The sequence below is a fragment of the Streptococcus sp. 27098_8_86 genome (assembly GCF_041432595.1).
In the GTDB taxonomy this organism is placed as follows: Bacteria; Bacillota; Bacilli; order Lactobacillales; family Streptococcaceae; genus Streptococcus; species Streptococcus pneumoniae_F.
In genome coordinates, this window is sequence record NZ_JAPVZW010000001.1 from 308,730 (window position 1) to 329,951 (window position 21,222).

Here is a 21,222-nt window from a genome sequence, read left to right on the forward strand (position 1 = left end):
GTGCTTTGAGCAGCCTGCGGCTAGCTTCCTAGTTTGCTCTTTGATTTTCATTGAGTATTAGAACTGATGATTAACAATTATTCATAAATGTCTATAGATTCACTCATAACTGACCATACTAGTCTACCCCCTTTAGAGCACTAATCATGTCAATCTTTCTCATACGAAGACTAATAAAATAAGCAGTCCCTAAAGATGTAAACCAAACCAATAACGTAGCAGAAGCAAGGACATACATACTGACATAAGCGGTATACTCAATTCGAATCGTCGAAAATGTTGCTACATATTCTTTCAAAAACCATATGCCTAAAGGAATTCCTATTATCCACCCAATAAAGGTAGTTAGTATAGTCTCAAAAAGAGTTACCATCTGTAGATATTGATTAGAAAATCCTAATACTTGTAATGTAGCATAGTCTCTCATTCTCTCTACAAAGTTTAAAGAACCTAGATTATATAGAACAATAATAACAAGTAATAAAGCAAAGCCAATAATCATTAGAAATACACTCATCAAACTAGATACAAAATCATAGGCATTTTTTTCTTGGCTCCCTTTTTCAATGACAGATAGAACACCTTTGTCTTGCTTAATAGTATCTTCGTCCACCTCCGGCCCAACTAATAAAGTATGTGGAGTAAAATCTCCCCCTGCTTTTTCAAAGACTCTAGCATGAAGATAAGCCCCTTGATTGGTTTCACTTGTGACAATCCCTTTTACTTCAAACTTGTAAGTATGACCATCTTGATAGGGAGTCACATTTAAAAAATCTCCGACTTTAATACCTGCTAAACGGGCAAATGATCTAGTTACATACAAACCATCATCTTTCAAAGAATCAGCACTCTCTGTTTTTGCTTGAATCATATCTCCATCATCAAATATAATCAATAAACGATTGTAACCATCATCTGGATTAAAATGTGCTTGTGAAATTTGTACACCTTGCCCACCATATCTGGACTTAGAAGTGGTATAATCCGCTACGGTCAGTCGTTTTGAATAAGAAAAATCTTCATTATATGCCTTATCAACAAGATGATTCATGGACACAGGCATACCAATTCCAGCAATCAGTAACATCATACTTCCTGCAACTCCCACGATTCCCATCAAAACTCGAATACGATTAAACGAGGCATCCCGAATTGCCCATCTTGAAGGATAAGAAATCCGTTGCCAGATAGAGGAAAATCTTTCCACAAAGACAGATTTAGCAACTTTTTCTTTACCTCTTAAAAATATTGCTGGTAAGCCTCTAGCTGACTCTCTAGAAGCTAAATAGGCAGCTAAAATACAAATAATAATGACTACAATACCAACGACTATTGATGAAGATGAATAAGAGATTTGCCAATTTGGAAGTGTAAACATTGACTTTTGAGTTTCTAGTACAAACCATGACATCAAGGGAGATATAGTAAATCCTGTGAAACTTCCTAATAAACTCACTACTAAGCCAAATAAAATATAATGTAAACTGATAGCCTGATTTGAAAAACCTAAAGCCTTTAATACAGCAATCTCTTTTGTTTGGCCATCAATCAAACGCTGAATAGTTGTAAACATAGCCAAAATAGCTAACAAAATAAAGATAAAAGAAAATAAGTAAGATAAGTTTCTAATTTGCCCAACTCGATCGGTAGCTTCTGATATTTCAGTTAAACTTTTTTGATCTTGATAAGAAACTAAATCGCCCCCAAAAATAGACTCTAAATCTCCTCGCAAATCTATCTTAGAGCCATAAATTTCTAAGGCATTATCTGACGATAAACCCAGAATTCCTTTTGCAATTTCATTATCTGCAATATAACCATAGGCATCATTGTCAGGATTTGGAGCTATATATTCCATACTACCTGTAAAATAAATCTTATCTGTTGCCTGAACAAATCCTACAATTTCTAAATCTATCTGTTTCCCCCTTGATGAAATAGAAATTGAATCTCCAATCTGTAAATGATTCTTCTTCGCATAATTCCCATCAATCCAAATCGAATCTTGTTTTCCCTCAGAAAAAGGACTTCCTTCTGTTACTGTAACCAGTTGATTATCTGTAATCGTTTCAAGATTGATTCGTCCGTCAGTCTTGTCTAAACGAACAATATTAGCAAAGCCTTTCTTTTTACTGACAACTTTTTCAACAGAAGATAATTGTTCAACCTGCTTGATTTTTGATTCAGCAATCTGTCTCGCTTGAACCCAAACAACAGGAAGTTCAGATTGTTTCAAATAACTCTCTAGACTCTTTTCAAGTCCATGCCAAGCTCCTTGTAGACCTACAAAGATTAATACACTTAATAGAGACATCAGAAAAACAGAGAAAAATTGTTGCCAATTTTGCCGGAGATCTCTTAATAATTTTATATGAAGATACCTCATCCCAACACCTCTTCATTATTCTCTATTTTTTCAATACTTCCATCTTTCAAATATATAACTCGATCTGCAAATTTAGCAAACTCTCTATTGTGTGTAACCATTACAACTGCAGCATTCCCATTTCTAGAAACTTCCTTCAATAAAGTTAAAATACTATCGCCTGTCTTTGAATCTAACGCTCCTGTAGGTTCATCACACAATAATAGACTAGGCTCTTTAGCCAATGCCCTTGCAATTGATACACGTTGCATTTCACCTCCAGAAAGTTGATTAGGAAAATTATTTTTTCTATGAAGTAAACCAACTTGATCTAAATACATATCAATTTCTTTATTGTTTTTCACTAAATTTGCTGCAATACCTATATTCTCCTTGGCTGTTAAACTTGGAACTAAGTTATAAAATTGAAAAACAAAACCAATTTTATCTTTTCGATAAGCAGATAATTCCTTGTCTGTAAATTTTGTTACTAGTTCCTCATCAAATATAAAGGTTCCCGATGTCGCACGATCCATCCCACCAAGTAAATTTAGTAACGTACTTTTCCCTGAACCTGATGGACCTAAAATAACTGTAAATTTCCCTTTCTCAATGGAAAAACTAACTTGATCTAAAGCACGAACTTCTTGCTCCCCCACCTTATAAATCTTACTAACATTTTGAAACTGAATCATACATACTCCTAATATCTTGTCATAAATTTTATTTTTTCCTTTAATGTAGGCTCTTCATACTGCTCTATGATACGTTTAGATACCGCTTCCCTGTTTTCTCGTATAACCTTTTCAGCTAAGGAAATAGCCTCATCTACTGGAACAACTATTGGCAACCTATAATGTTGAATGATCTGATTTAACCGTTCTTTCTGACTACCTTTTACACAATAAGGTGTTATACCTAAATTCCTATAAGCTTCATATAATTCCTCATCTGATAAATTTCGATACTCTTCAGATACTGGTCTATGCCCATCTGGATCCATTGCAAACTCTACTGGTAAATGAACAACATCTGTATACCACAATTTCGCATGATTCTTAGAGACAACCCCATAGGCAGTCAAATATTTTTTGAAAAATCGTCGACCTGGAATACCTAAAATAGATTTCATCAATCGATGAATGAATGCTGATCCTGGGTTAATTCCTACCCTCATTCGAACAGTCCCGTAAATCCATTCATTCAATACTGAACCATCTGATAGAAAACTTCCATGTTCCTTGTATAAAATTCCTTCCGTACGAATTCTCTCTTCAAAACGCTTTAGCCCTAGTGCCATTAATTCGGTTGATGACATATCCTGAAATCTTCTGCCAGGATATAAATCTGTCAAAATTTCCCTCGCAGATAAAGCGTCAATTAAGGGAAGTCCCGTTGCAATCGAAAGAGCTGTAGCAGTTGTTGTCTTACCTGTAGAATAAGTTCCTGATATGACTAACCTTAATTCTCTATTTCCCATCACTGTCCCCCTCCATCAGGTAATTTTTGAGCTATTTTACTTTTAAAGACTACCTTATGATCTATATCATATCCGGACATTTCGTAGACTTTCCAATACTCTTCTCTAATTTTTAATAATCTATTTTTTGAAACACTACCACTAAGCTCTACTACTCCGTTCAAAATTGGTGAATTCAAGTCTGCACTCACTTGCTTCATCCACATGGTATTGCTCTCTTCTCGAGATATCTCTTCTATATGGTAGGCCAACATCTCTGCCATTTGAGAAAAAATAATCAGAAGTTCTAACAAACTATAATAATTCTTTTCTAGACTACCTACACCACTATATTCAATATCTTTGATCAATACTTGCTCTGCTTTACAAGATATACTACTATCTGAAAACTCAACATCGTATATATCATGTTGTCTATCTCTCAAATGAGTTGATAAAAAATCTCTACCTTGTTCTCCTATAGCAGCTACATTTTCCATACATTCTAATAATTGATATCCTAAACAAACTTTCATATCCATTACCAAGCAATCAAATTCAATTACTTGGTTCGTCATTTTGAAATTTTGTAATTCTAATTTTAAATTTACCAATTCTTCTATAGCTTTTATCCCTGACTTTATCTCAAAATGGCTTAACCTATACTGATTTAAGCTCACTCCCATTCTTTTCAGTATTTCACTTCCAAATAAATGTGCTAATACTATTCCATCTAATGTACTCAGGTGCTGCTGTATAATTTCAGATTGTTTACTAGACCACAAACCTTCTTGATGAAGAGACCCAACCCCTTCTAAAATATTTTTCAACTTAACTTCATAAATCGTTCTCTTATGTCCTCTACCAAAATAGCGATTTTTATTGTCTCCAAGTAAATAATCTACTGTTAGCATATCCTTCTCCAATCTGTTAAACTTACTCTATATTAAACAAAAAAAGACAAGAAAGAATCCGTAATTTACGAAAACCTTCTTGCCTTTTTAGGATAAAATTATAAAGACACTAGATTTAATCGAATAGCCTCACGTACAGCTCCAACTCTACTCGTCACTCCCAACTTTGAACAAATATTTGAAACATGGGTATCTACTGTTCTCCTGCTGACAAATAAACTATTTGCTATCTTTTCATTAGAATATTCTTTTACAATAAGTTCCAATACACTTAACTCCGTATCTGTCAATAGATTATTTTCTTGCTTTTCTAACAAACCATCTGGGATAACATGATTGCCCTTATAAACAGCATAAATTGCACTTTTAACATCCAAATAAGAACTTTCTTTGGGTAAAAAAGCTTGAATCCCAAAGTCCATCGCTCTCTTATGTAACAAAGTGTCATAAAATCCTGATAAAAGAACTATCTTGGGAACTGTATTCAGAAATCTATTTATTTGACTAATAACATCAAATGCCGTTACTCCTTTCAGCATAAAATCCATAACTAGCACATCTACCTTTTCATGCTTGAGACAAAGAAATAAATCTGCTACTTCTGTATAGGAACCAACAATTTTAAAGTCATCTTCCTTTAAAAAATAGTTCTCCAATCCTTGTAATACTAAACTGTGATCATCAATCAAAACCAAACGAATCATTTTTCTTCCCTTCTATAGGTATTCGTATCTTCACACTTGTAGGTTCTATATTTATCTGAACAGTTCCCCCCAATAAATGAACCTTCTCTACAATTCTATTTAAACCAAAATGATATTCATTAGACTGATAGTTTCCCTTAAAAATACCATCATCTATAACTACAATTGATAAAATCTTTTCTTTTGTAGATAAATCTACAGCAATTTCTCTAGCATTCCCATGAAGAATACTATTATTTACTAGTTCTTTAACTGTCCTTAATATAAACGTGCCCACTTTATCATTAACTTTTTCTTCATCTATTGAAAAAGTTGTCATAATCGAAACAGTTTCCATCTTCATGAATTGGTTTAATATGCTAGTAATAGATTCTTTCAGCCCTAATTCATGCACCATTAAGGGATAGATATTGGAACATAAATCTCTTAATTCAAAGACAATATCATCCAACATCTCTAATAAAGCTACCCTATTAATTTGTTCACTAATTTCTAACTGCTTTTTATAATAAATAACCTTCTGAATTGTAGTATCATGTATAAACGTTGCAATTTCTTCCCTCTCCAATTCAGTAGCTACAAAAGTATGAAAACTACTAAAGATTCCCTCCATTTTATGACTAATCAACATCATTTTTCTTATTTCAGGTAACAAAGCTAGCGAAAAAAGAAAAGTGTAAAGAACGAAAAAAATTGGAGAAAATTCTCTTAATAACAGACTAAAAAGAATAATTAAACTAGTAAAAAAAACGGCAAATATCAAGTTATATATGAACGGGTTCCACTTCCAAGCAACATATATCATTCGCTCTAGTATCAAGTTATTTACAATAGAGAACAAAATAAGCAACAATAGAGGAATACTATAAATAAACGAAACTTCCTTACCAATCGGAAAAATATATCCAAAAAATAGAGGAAATAAGGCAAGAACTGCTAAAAATAAGGTATGAATTGGCAACATTTCTCTTATCTGAGAGTAACTTATAAGCATCTTTAACAGCAGGATAACTAAAAAGAAAAATACTAAATAAAATACCCCCCTAGAAAAAAAGATAGTCAAAAAATCAATGGGCTGTATAAGATTATAAACAAACAAAAGTTGAGTGATGAGTGAATAGCCCAGTATAATACGAGAAAAGTTAGAAATGGTTGAACCTTTTATCTTCAGGACTAACACTCTAATGAAAATATCCATGAATAATGGAAATAAAGTCAAGTATGAAATTAATAGACTACGACCAAATACATCTCCTATACTTGATGGAATAATCGATAATAACATCAGACTAGTATAAATAATAAAATAAAAATATCGTTTTCCAGTTTTTCCTCTACTTCTCCCTTTTATGTATAAGCGAAATAACAGTAGAATCAGAAAAGCAATGATTGATAAAACAAGAAAGATAATTTGGCTTGATTTCCCAGATTCTATTATTAAATTCTTTGAAATTCCTCTATCTAACACTGTCACAGAATGAAGCGGTTCAACAATTAAAAATCGAGATAATAAGAAATTACTATCTGGACTCTGACCGTCTATTTGTATAATTGATGACCCTATTATCTCTTGATGATTTGCAAAGCTTCCCAGATTATGGACTTGTCTAACTATCCACTCATTATCATGTTTATCTACGGTGATTCCACTGTACGTTCGGTTAAATATTGAAAACGAAAAATAAAAAAAGAAAATAAATAACAAAACAAAATAAAATCGAAACATTTTTGACTTCATTGTTTGCAACACTCCACATTTCACTTGATATTGATGTTTATTCTACCATTTTTTCATTCAATAAAACAGGTTTTATAGTTAAATTTATTCTTTTTTCTTTCGAAATATAACTGATACAATCTTCTAGTAGGTAAAATCCTACCTGATTTGACCTTTGAAGATAAGATGAAAATCGCCTACGAACACTTGAAACGCTTGATTAACCTCAAAGGAGAAAACGTCGCAGTTCGTGAATTCCGTGGACTCGCTCCTCACTACCTTCGTGGAACATCTGGTGCAGCTAAACTCCGTGGAGCCATTTCACAAGCTAGCACTTTGGCAGAAATTGAAGCCCTCTTGCAATTGGAGAAAGCATAGTCTCACATCTACAACTCACAAAAACGGCAAAGCTCAAAAAGAATCTTGCCGTTTTTTATATGTTTTCATCTTGTAAATCTAATTGCTTCACTCTAGCTATATAGTAGGACATAATCAAAAACAAGTTGATACTGATAATCCAAACAGACCATTCATGAAGAAAATGCATCAATACAGCCAAGCTGATTGCCCCCACTATGAAACTTCCCACAACAATCCCATAATTTAAGGCTTGACGACGGTATTCTTGGATATTTCCTTCTCTTCTAGCAATGCGATACAAAGCGGTCAACATCTTTCGGTAATTTCCAGACGTCATAAAAATGACATAGGGATGATCTTCAATCAAGCTACCTGTAAATGTTAGCATCATCATTCCTGTTCCAAAAGCGATGAAAGGAACTTCTAATAGAGGAAATCGTGAAAAGAAAGGCAAAATAAGTGTCCCAATAAATAAAGGAAGCAACATCTTAACCCGCCAGTAGGCCGTTTTGCGGTATTCTTTCATGTGTAGGGCAAACAGAAATCCTAGAGAAAAGAAGATAATTGAGCAGAATCGTAGCATCGTATTAATAACATTTGAGTCATGCCAATCAGATATAAGTAGGAGAATATTCCCTGTCTGTGTCGCTACCAAACTATGGTATTGAATATGGCAAAACACATCCAAAGAACCACCTACAAATCCAAGAAATACTCCCATCAGTCGTGTGTTTTGAGGTAAGATTAATTTGTCCGCCATGTATTATCACTCGTTTTCCTTTGATTTTTTTATTATACCACTTTCTCTTGGAGAAACTAAGTGAAAAACAGTTGGCTCACTCTTTTACAGCACGATTTCTAGTAAAAGTTAAAGCACCAAATTTTATTATTGACTCAAAGCAACACTGGAAACCTTACCATCCGCTCCTGTTGTAATTTGGATGACTTTTCCTCCACCAATTTTGGCATTATACTTACCATCATCAAGAGTATAAGAATAGCCTTTGATAGAGTAATTTTCTTTCTTTCCATCTGCAGATTCTACTGTAAATTGACCACCTGATGAAACTGTGATGGTTTCGCCATTGGCTCCCTTCCAATTGCCCGCTGCAGCTGAGAAATCACCATCTACCATGGTTAAAACACCCTTGTAGCGTTTATTTTGCTCTGCTTGCTTGTCTTGAAGTTTGCGGTCAGTTGTAGGATCATAGCTTGATTGGTTAGACTGGGCTTGAGGAGCTTGTTGAGTTGAAGGAGTCTGAGCAGGAGTTTGTTGACTAGCTGCCTGTTGATTAGCCACTTCTTGACCTTGTCTTTGCTCTGGTGCAGGTGCCGCTTGTGATGGCGTTGCAGTTGCTGAAGATTGATCAGTAGATTCCTTAGCCTTTTCAGATGAAGCTGAACTTGAGGACTTCTGAGTCTTGCTTTCTTTGCTAGCAGAAGCTGCTTTAGAGCTTGATGATTGGCTTGTCTTAGCAGAACCGCTTGCTTGAGTTGTTTCCTTTTTATTTCCACAAGCTCCTAATAGCAAGGTAGAAGCCAATACAGTTGCTGTCATCAATTTGATATGGGTTTTCTTTTTCATTTTTCTACTCCTTTGTAATATTTTAGAAATATAAAGAAATCTTTTTGTAATATAATTGTAACATTGGGGATTAAATATGTCAACAATTTATCTAAACTATTTTAAAAATCTTACATCATTTAGATACATTTACTCCTCCTACTCTTCTATTCGTAATAAAACAGAAAAACAGGAGATTTTCCTGTTAAACATTCGAATTTGTTTTTGTGTAATCGCTTAAAACTTTAAGTACAAAGGAATATAATAACATTGAAATAGAATATAGGAGGTGCACTCTTATGCTAAATAAGTATTACAAGTATCTGCCTTGGGTGATTTTAGATGCTTTCGCTTCTTACGGGGGAGCTACTCATTACGCTCAAACAACATTTGATTTGTTCTTCTTAACTATCGTTTTTATGATTGCCTACGTAGCTTTATTGTATTTACACGAAACCTATTTAAAATATAAATACAAAGATTTATTCATTCGCATCATGAGCAATTCTAAGAAAAAGAGCCATCCCTAAAAACAGTCGCAACAGCAAATCAAACTAATAAAGGCAAATAAAGAGATCGGGAACTTTTCCCGACCTCGTTTTTTATTTCAATCGATAGGTTTTTCTTGGTTTCTTTTTAGGCACTCGTTTGAGTCCAACTTCTTCTACATATTCTCCGTATTTTACGAGAAAGTTATTGCTGACGATTGGACGACCGGGGTTGATAAGATTGACCAGTTCAGTCCCTTCATAGACAGTGAACTCCTCCTCCAGCAGATAAAGGAAGGTCGGATTCCAGTCGAGGCGTCCTTGGATTCGTTTGATGGATTCTTGGATAATGGCATAATGATCAAAAGCGAAAGCTTGCTCCTCCAACTCTACTCCCTCTAGGTAGCATTTCCCTGTCTGAAAATCGACATCTACGAAAACGACATTCTTGGCATCGTCTCCTGCTTGAACAAGTTCTAATGCACGACTAGGCAAATAAACCAAGTGGGCAATGGTCACTGTCCAGCCCCGTGGGTCACGGCCGGGAGTCGATACGGTCATCAATTGCTCAATTTTTTCTAAAGGGAGGTCTAGGTTAACCTCTTCTCTCACCTCACGCTGACAGGCATGCGCAGCATCTTCACCCTTGTCCATAAAGCCTCCAACTAAGGCCAAACAGTTTTGATAAGGGTGAGCCTTTCGGCGAATTAATAAGAGCTTGATCTTTCCTTCAACAAAGCAGTAGGCTACCATATCCACCGTCACACTTGGTTTTTCGTATTGAGGAAGTTCCTGCTTGTAGTACCAATCTAAAAACTCTTCCTGACTGGCATGAATTTCAAAATATTCTTTTTCTGTCATCCCAGCTGGAATCATCGTGTCCGTCATTTTATGCCTCCTTACGAACTGCCTTAGTCCATTGGTACCAACCTACTAGACTATTGAGAGTGTAAACCCAGTACATCCCTTGGATGTGGATATTTTCACCCCACCAGAGGTAAATACTAAAGAGATTGGTTGCAATCCAGAAAATCCATTGCTCACGGTAGAGACGTGTCATCAAGAGCTGACCAACACCATTGGTCGCATCGGTAACACTATCACGGAAAGGGCGAGCACTATGGATACTTTGGTATGCCAAGCCCATACCAATCCAAATGATAGCAGTCAAAGCCAAGTACTTGAGCCAGTCAAGCACAGATAATTTCTTAGCTTCAAAGTGAGATTCTTCTGCTTTTCCTTGGTCATTGATACGGTTGGACAGCCAAGCATAGAGGCCAATCGGCTGCATGACAAAGAAGTAAACGGTCGTCAAAACTTCACCATAAAAAGTCGCATTCATAGCCAAAACCAAATAGATAGCAGAGTTAATGGCCCCAAAGAGATAATTGCTTGCACGCCCTTCTGCTACCAAGATAACACAGACAATCCCAGTCCAAGATGCAAACAAGCTCATCAAGTCATGACTTTCTGTATTTTGCGTGAATTCCAAGATCAAGGGAACACTTGACAGGACAATGAGATACAACCACTGGAAGAGGCTACGGCCGACAAAGAGATCTTTCCAGAGCAGGTTCATGATTCCTGCAAAACCGATCTTGCGGGCTTCCGCATGGACATTTTTAAAGTTTTCGATAAATTGTGTGATTTTTTCAGTTAATTTTTTCATAATTTTCTCCTAATCTGCTTGGTAAATGGCATCAATAGCCACTTTTGCTGCTTCATAATTTCCTAGATAATCCTCTGCTAGATAAACTAGTGGAATGTTTGCTAAGTAGCGCTCCCTCATCTGATCCAAATGTTGTGAAAAACTATGACGAATATGGTCTTCCGCCATGGTCATATCTCTAAATCCGTCATTGACATAGGAGCCTACAGGTTGTACAAAGAGAATCAAGTCCCATTTTTCCTTTGCTAAAATCGAGGCAAAAAGATTGTCAAAAGTCTCTCCTGATAAATCCCCTTGGTCCTCAGTCTCCATGTAATAGTCATAGTAGCCCTTGGTTACTAAGGAGTTGGTATCTGCTATCACCAGTCCCCTATTGGCATTACTGTCAATTAACTTAGAGGTCTGGTCATACTGCCCCAAAAGAAGATAATAGTAATCTTTTGGAGTCAATTCATCATCGCGGACATTGTTTTTGATCTGGTACTCACGTGCGTATTCCAGGCTGACTGGTGCATCGTAATACCTTGCCAAATCCTTGGCCAAAGTTGTCTTCCCATTGCTAGCACTTCCCATAATCAACACTTTCTTTGTAAACTGACGTCGGAAGGGTTGAGCAATATATTTCCAATATTTGCTTGGATTTTCTCGAATCATAGTCGCTGAGATACCAAATTTTCTTTCTTGCAAAACAGTCTCAAAACCACGATTAGATAATTCTTGCTCGTAGTCACGTTCTCCCACAAAGAAGATTAGTTCTTGCTGGGTTTCATCATAAGAAATCTCCGCTAACATTTGGTCCAACCACTCCTGCCAACCCATAGGGTAACGAGGAAGATTGGTCTCATCTAACTTACAAACCGAGGTCAACTCGTCATCACGAAAAGCCTCTCGGATATAGCGGAATCTTTTTTGAAGCGTTAAGCCTACCTGCTCCCCTCTATCTCCCTCATAGCCTGAAACGACAACCCAGACCCGGTCACACTGCCGCTTCGCTCGCTGGATTAGATCGATATGTCCTTGATGAAGCGGAGCAAAGGTTCCAAATACCACTGCTGTTTTCTTTTTCATAAACCTATTACCTTTTTATATTTTTTGATATTTTCATTATCTATGTTTTTATTATAAACTATATTTTTGTTTTGTCAATAGTTTTTTATCATTTTTTATAAAAACGTTGCGAAAAAAGAATCAAGATTACTCCTGATTCTCCATTTTTATGCAATATCAAATTTTAACTGGCCTGCTTTGACACCAATCTTAAGTGTGCTGCCTGCCACCAAATCTCCCTTAAGAAGAAGTTCTGCCAACTTGTCTTCCACTTCTGTTTGCAGGGTTCTGCGAAGTGGACGAGCTCCCATCTCTGGGTCATATCCTTGATTTGCCAACAATTTCAGTGCGGAAGTTTGTAATTTCAAGTCAATGCCTTTTTCAGCCAAACTTGCCACTAAAGGTTTGACCATAATCTTCACCACTTCCTGCATATGGTCGCTAGACAGACTATGGAAGACCACCTTTTCATCAATACGATTGATGAATTCCGGTCTATAAGCCTTTTTCAACTCTTCAAACATGCGTTTTTCCATATTTTCCTGGTCAAAACGAATATCCTTAGCCCCAAATCCGACAGTCTTGTCATCCCGAAGGGCTGTCGCACCAAGATTTGACGTCATGATAATAATGGTATTTGAAAAGTCAACCTTGCGGCCCTTGCTATCGGTCAAGACACCATCATCCAAGACCTGCAAGAGGACATTAAAGATGTCTGGGTGGGCTTTTTCTACCTCATCAAAGAGGAGAACAGAGTATGGTTTGTTGCGAACCTTCTCGGTCAACTCCCCACCTTCTTCATAACCCACATAGCCCGGAGGAGCTCCGTTGAGACGACTGGCTGCGAATTTCTCCATATACTCACTCATGTCAAAGCGGATAAGGGCTGATTCGTCATCAAAAAGAACTTCTGCCAGAGCCTTGGCCAATTCGGTCTTACCGACACCTGTAGGCCCTAGGAACATAAAGGAACCAATCGGACGCTTATGACTGCGAATCCCTGACTGGTTGCGGCGAATGGCACGGCTAATGCTTGAAACAGCTTGATCTTGACCGATGACACGTTTGTGCAGTTCAGCTTCCAAGTTTAAGTATTTCTTAGCATCAGTCTGAGTCAGTTTTTGAACGGGGATACCTGACAAGCGACTCAAGGTGGTCAAAATATCAGACTCTGTCACCAAGTCTTTATAAACAGGCACTTCCTCTTCTTTTGCGATTAGTTGAGCAGCTTGTTTCCACTTACCATCCATCAAGGCCTTGTCAGCTGGACTCAAACCTGAATCGTCTGCTGTTACATGCTTAGCCTTATTTTGCACTGTTGCTGCTGCCTCATCCAAGAGATCGATAGCAGAGTCTGGCAAGTGACGACTGGTCAAGTAACGATGAGCCATCTTGACGGCTGTTTCAACCGCTTCATCTGTGATTTGCACCCGGTGATGTTTCTCATAAGTCGCCTTCAAGCCTTGCAAAATGGCCATACTGTCAGTCACACTTGGCTCTTCAATCGTTACTTTGGCGAAACGACGAGAAAGGGCTGCGTCTTTTTCGATGTGTTTTTGGTATTCTTCCTGAGTGGTGGCACCAACCGTTCTCAAAGTTCCACGTGCCAAGGCTGGCTTCAAGATATTGGCCGCATCCAGAGTTGAGTCAATTCCACTACCAGAACCCATGATAGTGTGGAGTTCATCGATAAAGAGGATGACTTGGCCATCTTCTTCAATATCCTTGATGATATTGTTCATGCGTTCTTCGAAGTCACCACGGAAGCGTGTCCCTGCAACGACATTCATCAAGTCAAGCTCTAACACGCGCATCTTAGCCATTTCCGCAGGCACGTCACCACTAGCAATACGCTGAGCGAGCCCAAGCGCCAAGGCTGTTTTCCCGACACCAGCATCCCCAACCAAGACAGGGTTGTTCTTAGTCTTTCGGCTCAAGATTTGAATCATACGCGAGATTTCCTTGTCCCGACCGATGACTGGTTCTAACTTGCCAGAACGCGCTTGCTCTGTCAAATCATGCGTATAGTCCTCGAGACCACCACTCGGAGTCTGGGGCATGCCCATCATATTAGCCATAGAATTTTGCTTATCAGCTACTGTACGATGGCGTTGGCGTAAAGCCTTGAGATCTTCACGCGTCCAACCTGCACGTTCTTCTAAATTTCGACGAAGGGCAGCAATCTTGACCTGATCTTTCTTGTCTTCATATGAAAAACCAGCCCTCTCCAAGATACGAGTCGCCAAGGCATTGCCATCATGCAAAATCGCATAGAGGACGTGCTCCGTCCCTAGCACCTTAGCATGGACCACTGACGCTACATACTCTGCTTCGTCAAAAAGAACCTGCAAACGATGGGAGAACGGCAATTCCGTAAAGGTTTCATCCTGGCTATAGTCCCTTTCAGTCAGTTCCAAAGCCACCTCTTCTAAACGGTCCATCTCATATGGATAATCATTTAAAGTTGCCCCTGCCACACTATAACTGTGATTGGACATGGCAATCAACAAGTGCCAAGACTCTAGATAACGAGCTCCAAAATGGCCAGCCACCATGTAGGCACTTTCGATACATTCATTCAATGCTTTTGAATAGTTCATCTTACTTCCCTTTTCTATCTACCTCTTGTATGACCTGTCGTAGCATATTAGCTCGAACAACTGGAGCCTCTTCTCCTAGAACGCGATCCAAAGCTACTGATACTAGCAAATTCATCTCCTGCTTGGTCATCAATTCCTGCTCAACCAAAAGCTGTAGAATATCCTCATAAATTTCTTGACTGACCCGCTCACCAATTGAGTAAAGCAGCTCCTTGAGCATTTCATGATGACTAGAAAACTCAATCCGTCCTATACGAATGTAGCCTCCGCCACCACGCTTACTTTCAACCAAGTAGCCTCTACTTTCCGTAAAGCGTGTCTTGATCACATAGTTAATCTGACTAGGAACAACCTGAAAAGTATCGGCCAACTGACTCCGTTGCAACTCCACAATTCCAGATTGATCTAAAATCGCCTTGATGTAGGCCTCAATATGATCCGATGTATTTTTAAATCTCATTACAAACCCACCTCTCTCTTTAAACCTTGACTATCTTTGACTATTATACCGAAATTTTCTCATTTTTAAAAGAAAAAGGGCGCTGGTAAAGGATAATCTTCACCAACTCCCTATTTTTCTACTTATCTAAGCCTAATTCTGCCAAGATTTGACGTTTGTAGGCAATCTTTTGAACTTCCTTGTCCTCATCTTCAGACCAATCTAGTTTAATTTCTGAAACAATCTGCCCAGGGCGATTTTTCAAGATATAGATACGGTCGCTGAGATTGAGGGCCTCCTCAATACTATGCGTAATAATCAGGGTCGTCAATTGCAACTGCTTGTGAATCTCAAGGTACCAAGCGTGGAGTTCCATCTTGGTCATCTCATCCAAGGCGCTAAAGGCTTCATCTAAGAGAAAGAGCTTGTGCCCGAAAAGGTAGGTTCGGAGTAAGGCTACACGCTGGCGCATCCCACCACTGAGTTCATGAGGGTATTTATTTCTTACAGCTGTCAACTGAAAGGTCGCAAGAATTTCATCCGCGCGAGCAATGGCCTCTGCCTTATCCACTCTTTGAATCAAGAGGGGCAGAATGATATTACCAAGCACCGTCTTGTGCTCCAAGAGCAGATCCTTCTGCAACATATAACTCACGCGCCCCTTAGGATTTTCTTCACCATCAAGGACAATTCTCCCTGACTGAACTTCTAAAATTCCAGCGATCAGATTAAAGAGGGTGGTCTTTCCTACACCACTTGGGCCTAGGATAGAAACCACTTCACCTGAAGTCACTTTCAGATTGATATCCTCTAAAATTCTCTCTTGACCATAGGCATAACTGACGTGTTCTAGTCTAATTTCTGTCATTATTTCACAAATTCATTGGTAAAGCCTTTGTCTGTCAAGTCTTCTTTAAGGATACCATTTTCTTTATCCCATTTGTAGAAGGAATTCCAGCGAGCTGCATCAAATTGCCCCCATTTTTCCTTGTCGCTTGCGTATTCTTTTGACAAGTATTTTTGAGATTCGATGACAAAGTCACGTTTTTCCTTGAGTTCAGGTGCATTTTTGATGAGGATATCAGCTGCTTCCTCTGGATGCTCCATAGCATATTGGTAGCCTTTTTTGATAGCTTGGATGACTTTGCGTGCTTCTTCTTTGTTGTCTTTGAGGTAGTCGTTGTTTGCGATGATAACTGGTGAGTAGTAATCAAATTCCTTGACGTAGTCTTTCAAGTACATGAAGTTAGCATCTACACCTTGAGATTTAGCAAGGATACCATCCCAACCGTAGTAGATCCAAGCAGTATCAAAGACGCCATTGGCAATCGGTGTGATTGAGTTTGAGTCGTTATTTGGTACTTTTTCAACCTTCTCAAAGTCTCCACCTTGAGATTCTACCAAGGTTTTCAACATAGCAAGTTCAGTTGGGTCATTCCAAGTTCCGTATTTCTTACCAACCAAGTCCTTTGGACTAGCTACATTGTCAGATTTACGAGAGATGATTCCTGATGTATTGTGCTCTACGATAGCTGCAACGGCAGTGATTCCTGCGCCTTTTTCCAATTTCTTAGCCATATAGTCTTGGAAATAGACTGCAAATGGTGCCTTTCCGTTAATAACCAAGTCAGAAGAACTTTCTTCTGGTGGCAATTTCAAATCAACATCCACTCCAGCTTCTTTGAAATAGCCTTTTTCTTTAGCAACATAAAGCCCTGTGTGGTTGGTATTTGGTGTCCAGTCTAGGATAAAGTCGATCTTCTTGAGTTCTGCTTCTTTGTTGTCCTTAGAAGCAGTTCCTTGGCCACAGGCCACAAGCACAACAGCTACAAGAGCTGTCACAAGCATTAAAAACACTTTCCATGTTTTCTTCATTTTGATTTCCTCTTTTCTTTTTCAGAAACATTCTAATTCTACGAACGTTTCCATTTAATAACATATTTTTCACTGATATCGACCAACTTCATACCCAGAAGACTGATAATCGATACCAGAATAATAATAGCAAACATGGTATCATACTGAAACAGTTTCTTGGACTGAATCATGTAGACACCTAGTCCTTCAAAGCCTCCCAACCACTCAGATACTACTGTTGTGATAAAGGCGTAGGAGACACTGACCCTCAGACCAGCATAAAAGTAAGGCAGGCTGACTGGGATTTTAAAATGCCACAGGATTTGCCAAGGTTTGGCCCGCATCAGACTAAACAAGGTCAGCATATCCTTGTCACAATGCCTAAAACCGTCCAAAATGCTGACGATGATAGGAAAGGTAGTCGTCAAGATAATCAAGACAATCTTGGGTAAAATCCCATAACCGAGCCACAAGACCAGGATAGGAGCTATGGCAATAGTCGGAATGGTCTGAACAACCACCATCATAGGGTAAATCAGGTCATTGAGCCAAGTCAAACTATCCATGAGCACAGCCATGAGACAGGCAATCAAGACTCCCAAAATTAGACCTAGCAAAGCCACTCTCAAGGTCGCCCAGCTATGGTGCCAAAGAAATTCTCTGTCACGAACAAAGGCCTGAAGAATTTCAAAAGGTGTCGGCAGGATAAACTTAGGAAGAAGTTTAAGTAACCCTGCTAGCTGCCAGATTGACAAGACTCCCAAAAACCCCAATAGACTAATGTGTCGTCTCAGTATACTTTTCAAGTTTCTCATCAATACTTAATATCTCTCCTACATTTATTTTAACATTGGCAAAGACATTGTCTGCCTCTTGCCCTGCTACCTCTAGCGCTTCTTTGAGAATGCGCATGAGCTCATCAAACTCCCCTTCCAAGACCGTTTCAAATGGTGTCACCACCATAGTCACTTCTTGAGCTTGCAGATAAGCAATGACCTGATCAATAACAGCAATCCGATCAATTCCCTGTGCCAAGGGTAAAACTTGCAAGGCTATGCTTGCTTTCATAACAACCTCCTCTTCTCGTTTTCCTTTGACAAAAAGAAAAACCTTTACCATATATGGAAAAGGTCAAGATTAGACTAAGTATCGTTCCCTACGCTGGCATTACCCAGATCAGGTGCGGTCGAAGTTTAACACTTCCTCTCAGACTGTACACAGACTCCCATATATTATATGGACATATGATAGCGCAAAACAAAAAAAATGTCAAGGAAACTGCTTACAGAAAAACATGAAAAAGAGTTTGAAAACAAGTGCTTCAAACTCTATATAGCTTTTTTATTTAGCTTCGTACCAAGTTGCCCCTTCATTCTCATCTGCGATGAGGGGAACACTGAGTTGAATGGCTTCTTCCATAGTTTGTTTCACCAATTTTTTCATCTCTGCCAGTTCTGATTTAGGAACTTCAAGGACGATTTCATCATGCACTTGCAAAAGCATCTTGGTCTGATAACCACCTGCAACCAAGGCCTTGTCTAGCTGGATCATAGCAATCTTGAGAATATCTGCCGCCGAACCCTGGATAGGAGAGTTGATGGCAGTCCTCTCCGCAAAACCACGAATATTAAAGTTACGCGAATTGATATCTGGCAACTCACGACGACGCTTAAAGAGGGTCTCTACATAGCCCTTATCACGCGCCTCACGCACCACTTCATCCATGTAGTTTTTAATACCTGGGAAACGTTCAAAGTAGGTATCAATGTAGGCTTTGGCTTCCTTACGGCTAATGCCCAAATTATTCGACAAACCAAAGTCTGAAATCCCGTAAACCACTCCAAAGTTGACAGCCTTGGCATTACGACGGTCGTTTGGAGTCACATCCTCAGGACGCTCAATACCAAAGACACGCATGGCTGTCGAAGTATGGATATCTGCCCCCTCTTGGAAAGCCTTAATCAAGTGTTCATCATTAGAAATATACGCCAAAACGCGCAATTCGATCTGTGAATAGTCGGAGCTCAGAAGGACACTATCCTCCCACTCAGGCACAAAAGCCTTCCGAATGAGACGCCCTTGCTCCAAACGCACAGGGATATTTTGCAAGTTTGGATCCACACTAGACAGACGCCCAGTCTGGGTCAAATCCTGCACATAGCGAGTATGAATCTTGCCATCATCCAAAATCCAGTCCTGCAAGCCAATCACATAAGTAGACTGAATCTTGGCAATCTGACGGTAGTCGAGAATTTTCTTAACAATTGGCGCAATAGGAGCTAAGCGTTCCAAGACATCCACCGCAGTCGAGTATCCAGTTTTGGTTTTCTTAGTGTATTCTAGAGGTAGCCCCAATTTTTCAAAGAGAAGCACCCCCAACTGCTTAGGCGAGTTGATATTAAACTCCTCACCAGCCAGTTCGTAAATCTCCTGAGTGAGTTTTTCAATGACAAGCTCATTTTCAGCCTGCATCTCAAGAAGAGTCTCTTTCTTGACCGTAATCCCAGCAATTTCCATCTTAGCAAGGACAAAGGCCAGAGGTTGCTCCATATCATAAAGAAGCTCTAATTGCCCATTTTCGCTGAGTTTTTCAAGCATAATAGGCTCTGTTTCGACCAAAACAGCAAGCTTACGAGCCAAGTGCTCCAAGAATTTCTCACGTTCAGGAATGGCCTTCTTGACACCCTTACCGTAGAAAGTCTCATCATCAACCAAGTAAGTCTGACCGTAAAGACTCGCAATGGTCGCAATTTCATTGTCCTCAACAGTCGAAAGGAGGTATTTAGCCAAGCGACTGTCAAAAGCAGGCGCCTGCAAATTCACATCAAAACGATGCAAGAGGACTTTGGCCTTCTTAAAATCATAAACTTTCAGAGGTGTTTTTTCTAAAAAGTCCTTGAAAATAGGCTCTTGCAAAAGTTCAAGCTTGTCTGTAGCATAGAGCTTATCGCCACAAGACCAGGCAAAACCAACCAAATCATCCGTATGGTAATTCTCACCAAAGAGTTCAAAATGAAAGATAGACTCTTCACTCAGCATATCTTGACTGATTCGGTCAACAATAGTGAAATTCAAGCTCTCAGCCACATCAGCTGACGACACATTTAAAGCCTGCTTGAGCTGTTTGAAGCCCATCTCGTCGTAGAATTTCCCAAGATTTTCCACATCTGGACCACTATAGACCAAATCCTCCAAACCAATCTCGATCGGTGCTTTGATATCAATGGTCGCCAGTATTTTAGACAAAAAGGCCTGTTCCTTATCATTGATGAGATTTTCCTTCATCTTAGAAGCCTTCATCCCATCGATATTTTCATAAATCCCCTCAAGCGAACCATGCTCCAGCAAGAGCTTGATACCTGTCTTTTCACCGATTTTGGTCACCCCAGGGATATTATCCGACTTATCACCCATGAGCGCCTTGAGATCGATAAACTGATTCGGTGTAATGCCCATCTTTTCCATAAGATATTCTGGCGTAAAGGCCTCAAATTCAGCCACACCTTTCTTGGAAATTTCAACCACCGTATGCTCATCCGTCAGCTGAATCAAATCCTTGTCCCCACTGACAATGGTAATATCAAAACCATCCTGCTCAGCTAGTTTATCCAGCGTCCCAATGATGTCATCCGCCTCATACTGAGCCAACTCATAATGACGAATCCCCATATGATCCAGCAACTCACGAATGAAGGGAAATTGCTCACGAAACTCATCAGGAGTCTTAGCCCGACCACCCTTATAGTCCGCATACATCTCTGTACGGAAGGTCGTCTTACCCGCATCAAAAGCCACCAAAATATGACTCGGCTCAACCCGTTCCAACAAGTGGCTCAACATCAACTGAAAGCCATAAATCGCATTGGTATGCAAACCAGCCGCATTCTTAAAACGGTCTAACTGCTGATAGAGCGCAAAAAACGCCCGAAAAGCAACAGAAGCCCCATCAATCAATAATAATTTTTTCTTATCCATACACCCATTATAAAGGAAAGCACCAAAAAATACCATTGGGAAGAGTTCCCTGAGAGAAACTAAG

Annotated in this window: 19 protein-coding genes, 1 pseudogene and 1 riboswitch; of the genes and pseudogenes, 2 read left to right on the top strand and 18 right to left on the bottom strand. The window is 39.0% G+C overall.

What is annotated here, in order from left to right; genetic code table 11:
• Nucleotides 1-118 precede the first annotated feature (118 nt).
• The 6 genes from O3616_RS01410 to O3616_RS01435 all read right to left on the bottom strand — a co-directional run bounded on the left by O3616_RS01410 (nt 119) and on the right by O3616_RS01435 (nt 7,180).
• Nucleotides 119-2,386 (bottom strand): ABC transporter permease, encoded by a 2,268-nt coding sequence (locus O3616_RS01410; RefSeq protein ID WP_060627348.1) that lies wholly within the window; start codon nt 2,384-2,386, stop codon nt 119-121.
• A complete protein-coding gene (locus O3616_RS01415; protein WP_033689553.1) occupies nt 2,383-3,060 on the bottom strand; it encodes an ABC transporter ATP-binding protein in 678 nt (225 codons plus the stop codon). Before O3616_RS01415 ends, O3616_RS01410 begins: the two co-directional genes overlap by 4 nt.
• Nucleotides 3,061-3,068: 8 nt before the next feature.
• Nucleotides 3,069-3,845 (bottom strand): AAA family ATPase, encoded by a 777-nt coding sequence (locus O3616_RS01420; protein WP_033689554.1) that lies wholly within the window; start codon nt 3,843-3,845, stop codon nt 3,069-3,071.
• The gene (locus O3616_RS01425) at nt 3,845-4,738 is read right to left on the bottom strand and encodes an AvrD family protein (protein WP_049543232.1); all 894 of its coding nucleotides are present in this window, start codon (nt 4,736-4,738) and stop codon (nt 3,845-3,847) included. The genes O3616_RS01420 and O3616_RS01425 overlap by 1 nt, the downstream gene beginning before the upstream one ends.
• A gap of 98 nt (nt 4,739-4,836) precedes the next feature.
• A complete protein-coding gene (locus O3616_RS01430; protein WP_049543233.1) occupies nt 4,837-5,442 on the bottom strand; it encodes a response regulator transcription factor in 606 nt (201 codons plus the stop codon).
• Nucleotides 5,420-7,180, bottom strand: coding sequence for an ATP-binding protein (locus O3616_RS01435; protein ID WP_060627347.1), 1,761 nt, complete (start codon nt 7,178-7,180; stop codon nt 5,420-5,422). Before O3616_RS01435 ends, O3616_RS01430 begins: the two co-directional genes overlap by 23 nt.
• Before the next feature lie 129 nt (nt 7,181-7,309).
• On the opposite strand from O3616_RS01435, the pseudogene O3616_RS01440 reads away from it, so the two are divergent.
• Nucleotides 7,310-7,537: pseudogene (locus O3616_RS01440) on the top strand (tRNA dihydrouridine synthase DusB); the annotation flags it as partial.
• A gap of 55 nt (nt 7,538-7,592) precedes the next feature.
• Here the strand turns inward: O3616_RS01440 and O3616_RS01445 are convergent.
• Both O3616_RS01445 and O3616_RS01450 read right to left on the bottom strand, forming a co-directional pair.
• Nucleotides 7,593-8,279 carry a YoaK family protein gene (locus O3616_RS01445; protein WP_060627346.1) on the bottom strand — a complete coding sequence of 229 codons (687 nt, stop codon included), beginning with the start codon at nt 8,277-8,279 and terminating at the stop codon, nt 7,593-7,595.
• A 126-nt stretch (nt 8,280-8,405) separates the two neighbouring features.
• A complete protein-coding gene (locus tag O3616_RS01450; RefSeq protein WP_371637884.1) occupies nt 8,406-9,104 on the bottom strand; it encodes a hypothetical protein in 699 nt (232 codons plus the stop codon).
• 278 nt (nt 9,105-9,382) lie between these two features.
• On the opposite strand from O3616_RS01450, the gene O3616_RS01455 reads away from it, so the two are divergent.
• Nucleotides 9,383-9,613 carry a hypothetical protein gene (locus O3616_RS01455; protein WP_173254470.1) on the top strand — a complete coding sequence of 77 codons (231 nt, stop codon included), beginning with the start codon at nt 9,383-9,385 and terminating at the stop codon, nt 9,611-9,613.
• A gap of 72 nt (nt 9,614-9,685) precedes the next feature.
• Here O3616_RS01455 and O3616_RS01460 read toward each other — a convergent pair whose 3' ends face one another.
• From O3616_RS01460 to polA, 10 genes are all read right to left on the bottom strand, one after another.
• A complete protein-coding gene (locus O3616_RS01460; protein ID WP_371637885.1) occupies nt 9,686-10,459 on the bottom strand; it encodes an NUDIX domain-containing protein in 774 nt (257 codons plus the stop codon).
• 1 nt (nt 10,460) lies between these two features.
• A complete protein-coding gene (gene pnuC, locus O3616_RS01465; RefSeq protein ID WP_371637886.1) occupies nt 10,461-11,240 on the bottom strand; it encodes a nicotinamide riboside transporter PnuC in 780 nt (259 codons plus the stop codon).
• A gap of 9 nt (nt 11,241-11,249) precedes the next feature.
• On the bottom strand, nt 11,250-12,308 hold the full coding sequence (locus tag O3616_RS01470; RefSeq protein WP_371637887.1) for an AAA family ATPase: 1,059 nt from the start codon (nt 12,306-12,308) through the stop codon (nt 11,250-11,252).
• A gap of 146 nt (nt 12,309-12,454) precedes the next feature.
• Nucleotides 12,455-14,887, bottom strand: coding sequence for an ATP-dependent Clp protease ATP-binding subunit (locus O3616_RS01475; protein ID WP_371637888.1), 2,433 nt, complete (start codon nt 14,885-14,887; stop codon nt 12,455-12,457).
• Nucleotide 14,888: 1 nt separating this feature from the next.
• Entirely contained in the window at nt 14,889-15,347 is a 459-nt protein-coding gene (locus O3616_RS01480; RefSeq protein ID WP_265471637.1) for a CtsR family transcriptional regulator, read from the bottom strand.
• A gap of 118 nt (nt 15,348-15,465) precedes the next feature.
• The gene (locus O3616_RS01485) at nt 15,466-16,194 is read right to left on the bottom strand and encodes an ABC transporter ATP-binding protein (RefSeq protein WP_371637889.1); all 729 of its coding nucleotides are present in this window, start codon (nt 16,192-16,194) and stop codon (nt 15,466-15,468) included.
• Nucleotides 16,194-17,201, bottom strand: coding sequence for an ABC transporter substrate-binding protein (locus tag O3616_RS01490; RefSeq protein ID WP_371637890.1), 1,008 nt, complete (start codon nt 17,199-17,201; stop codon nt 16,194-16,196). Before O3616_RS01490 ends, O3616_RS01485 begins: the two co-directional genes overlap by 1 nt.
• A gap of 38 nt (nt 17,202-17,239) precedes the next feature.
• On the bottom strand, nt 17,240-17,998 hold the full coding sequence (locus O3616_RS01495) for an ABC transporter permease (RefSeq protein ID WP_261013416.1): 759 nt from the start codon (nt 17,996-17,998) through the stop codon (nt 17,240-17,242).
• Nucleotides 17,961-18,251, bottom strand: a complete 291-nt coding sequence (locus O3616_RS01500) for a thiamine-binding protein (protein ID WP_000647659.1) — start codon at nt 18,249-18,251, stop codon at nt 17,961-17,963. The genes O3616_RS01495 and O3616_RS01500 overlap by 38 nt, the downstream gene beginning before the upstream one ends.
• A 68-nt stretch (nt 18,252-18,319) precedes the next feature.
• Nucleotides 18,320-18,422: riboswitch (TPP riboswitch) on the bottom strand.
• Nucleotides 18,423-18,524: 102 nt separating this feature from the next.
• Nucleotides 18,525-21,158 carry a DNA polymerase I gene (polA, locus tag O3616_RS01505; protein WP_371637891.1) on the bottom strand — a complete coding sequence of 878 codons (2,634 nt, stop codon included), beginning with the start codon at nt 21,156-21,158 and terminating at the stop codon, nt 18,525-18,527.
• Between the last annotated feature and the right edge of the window lie 64 nt (nt 21,159-21,222).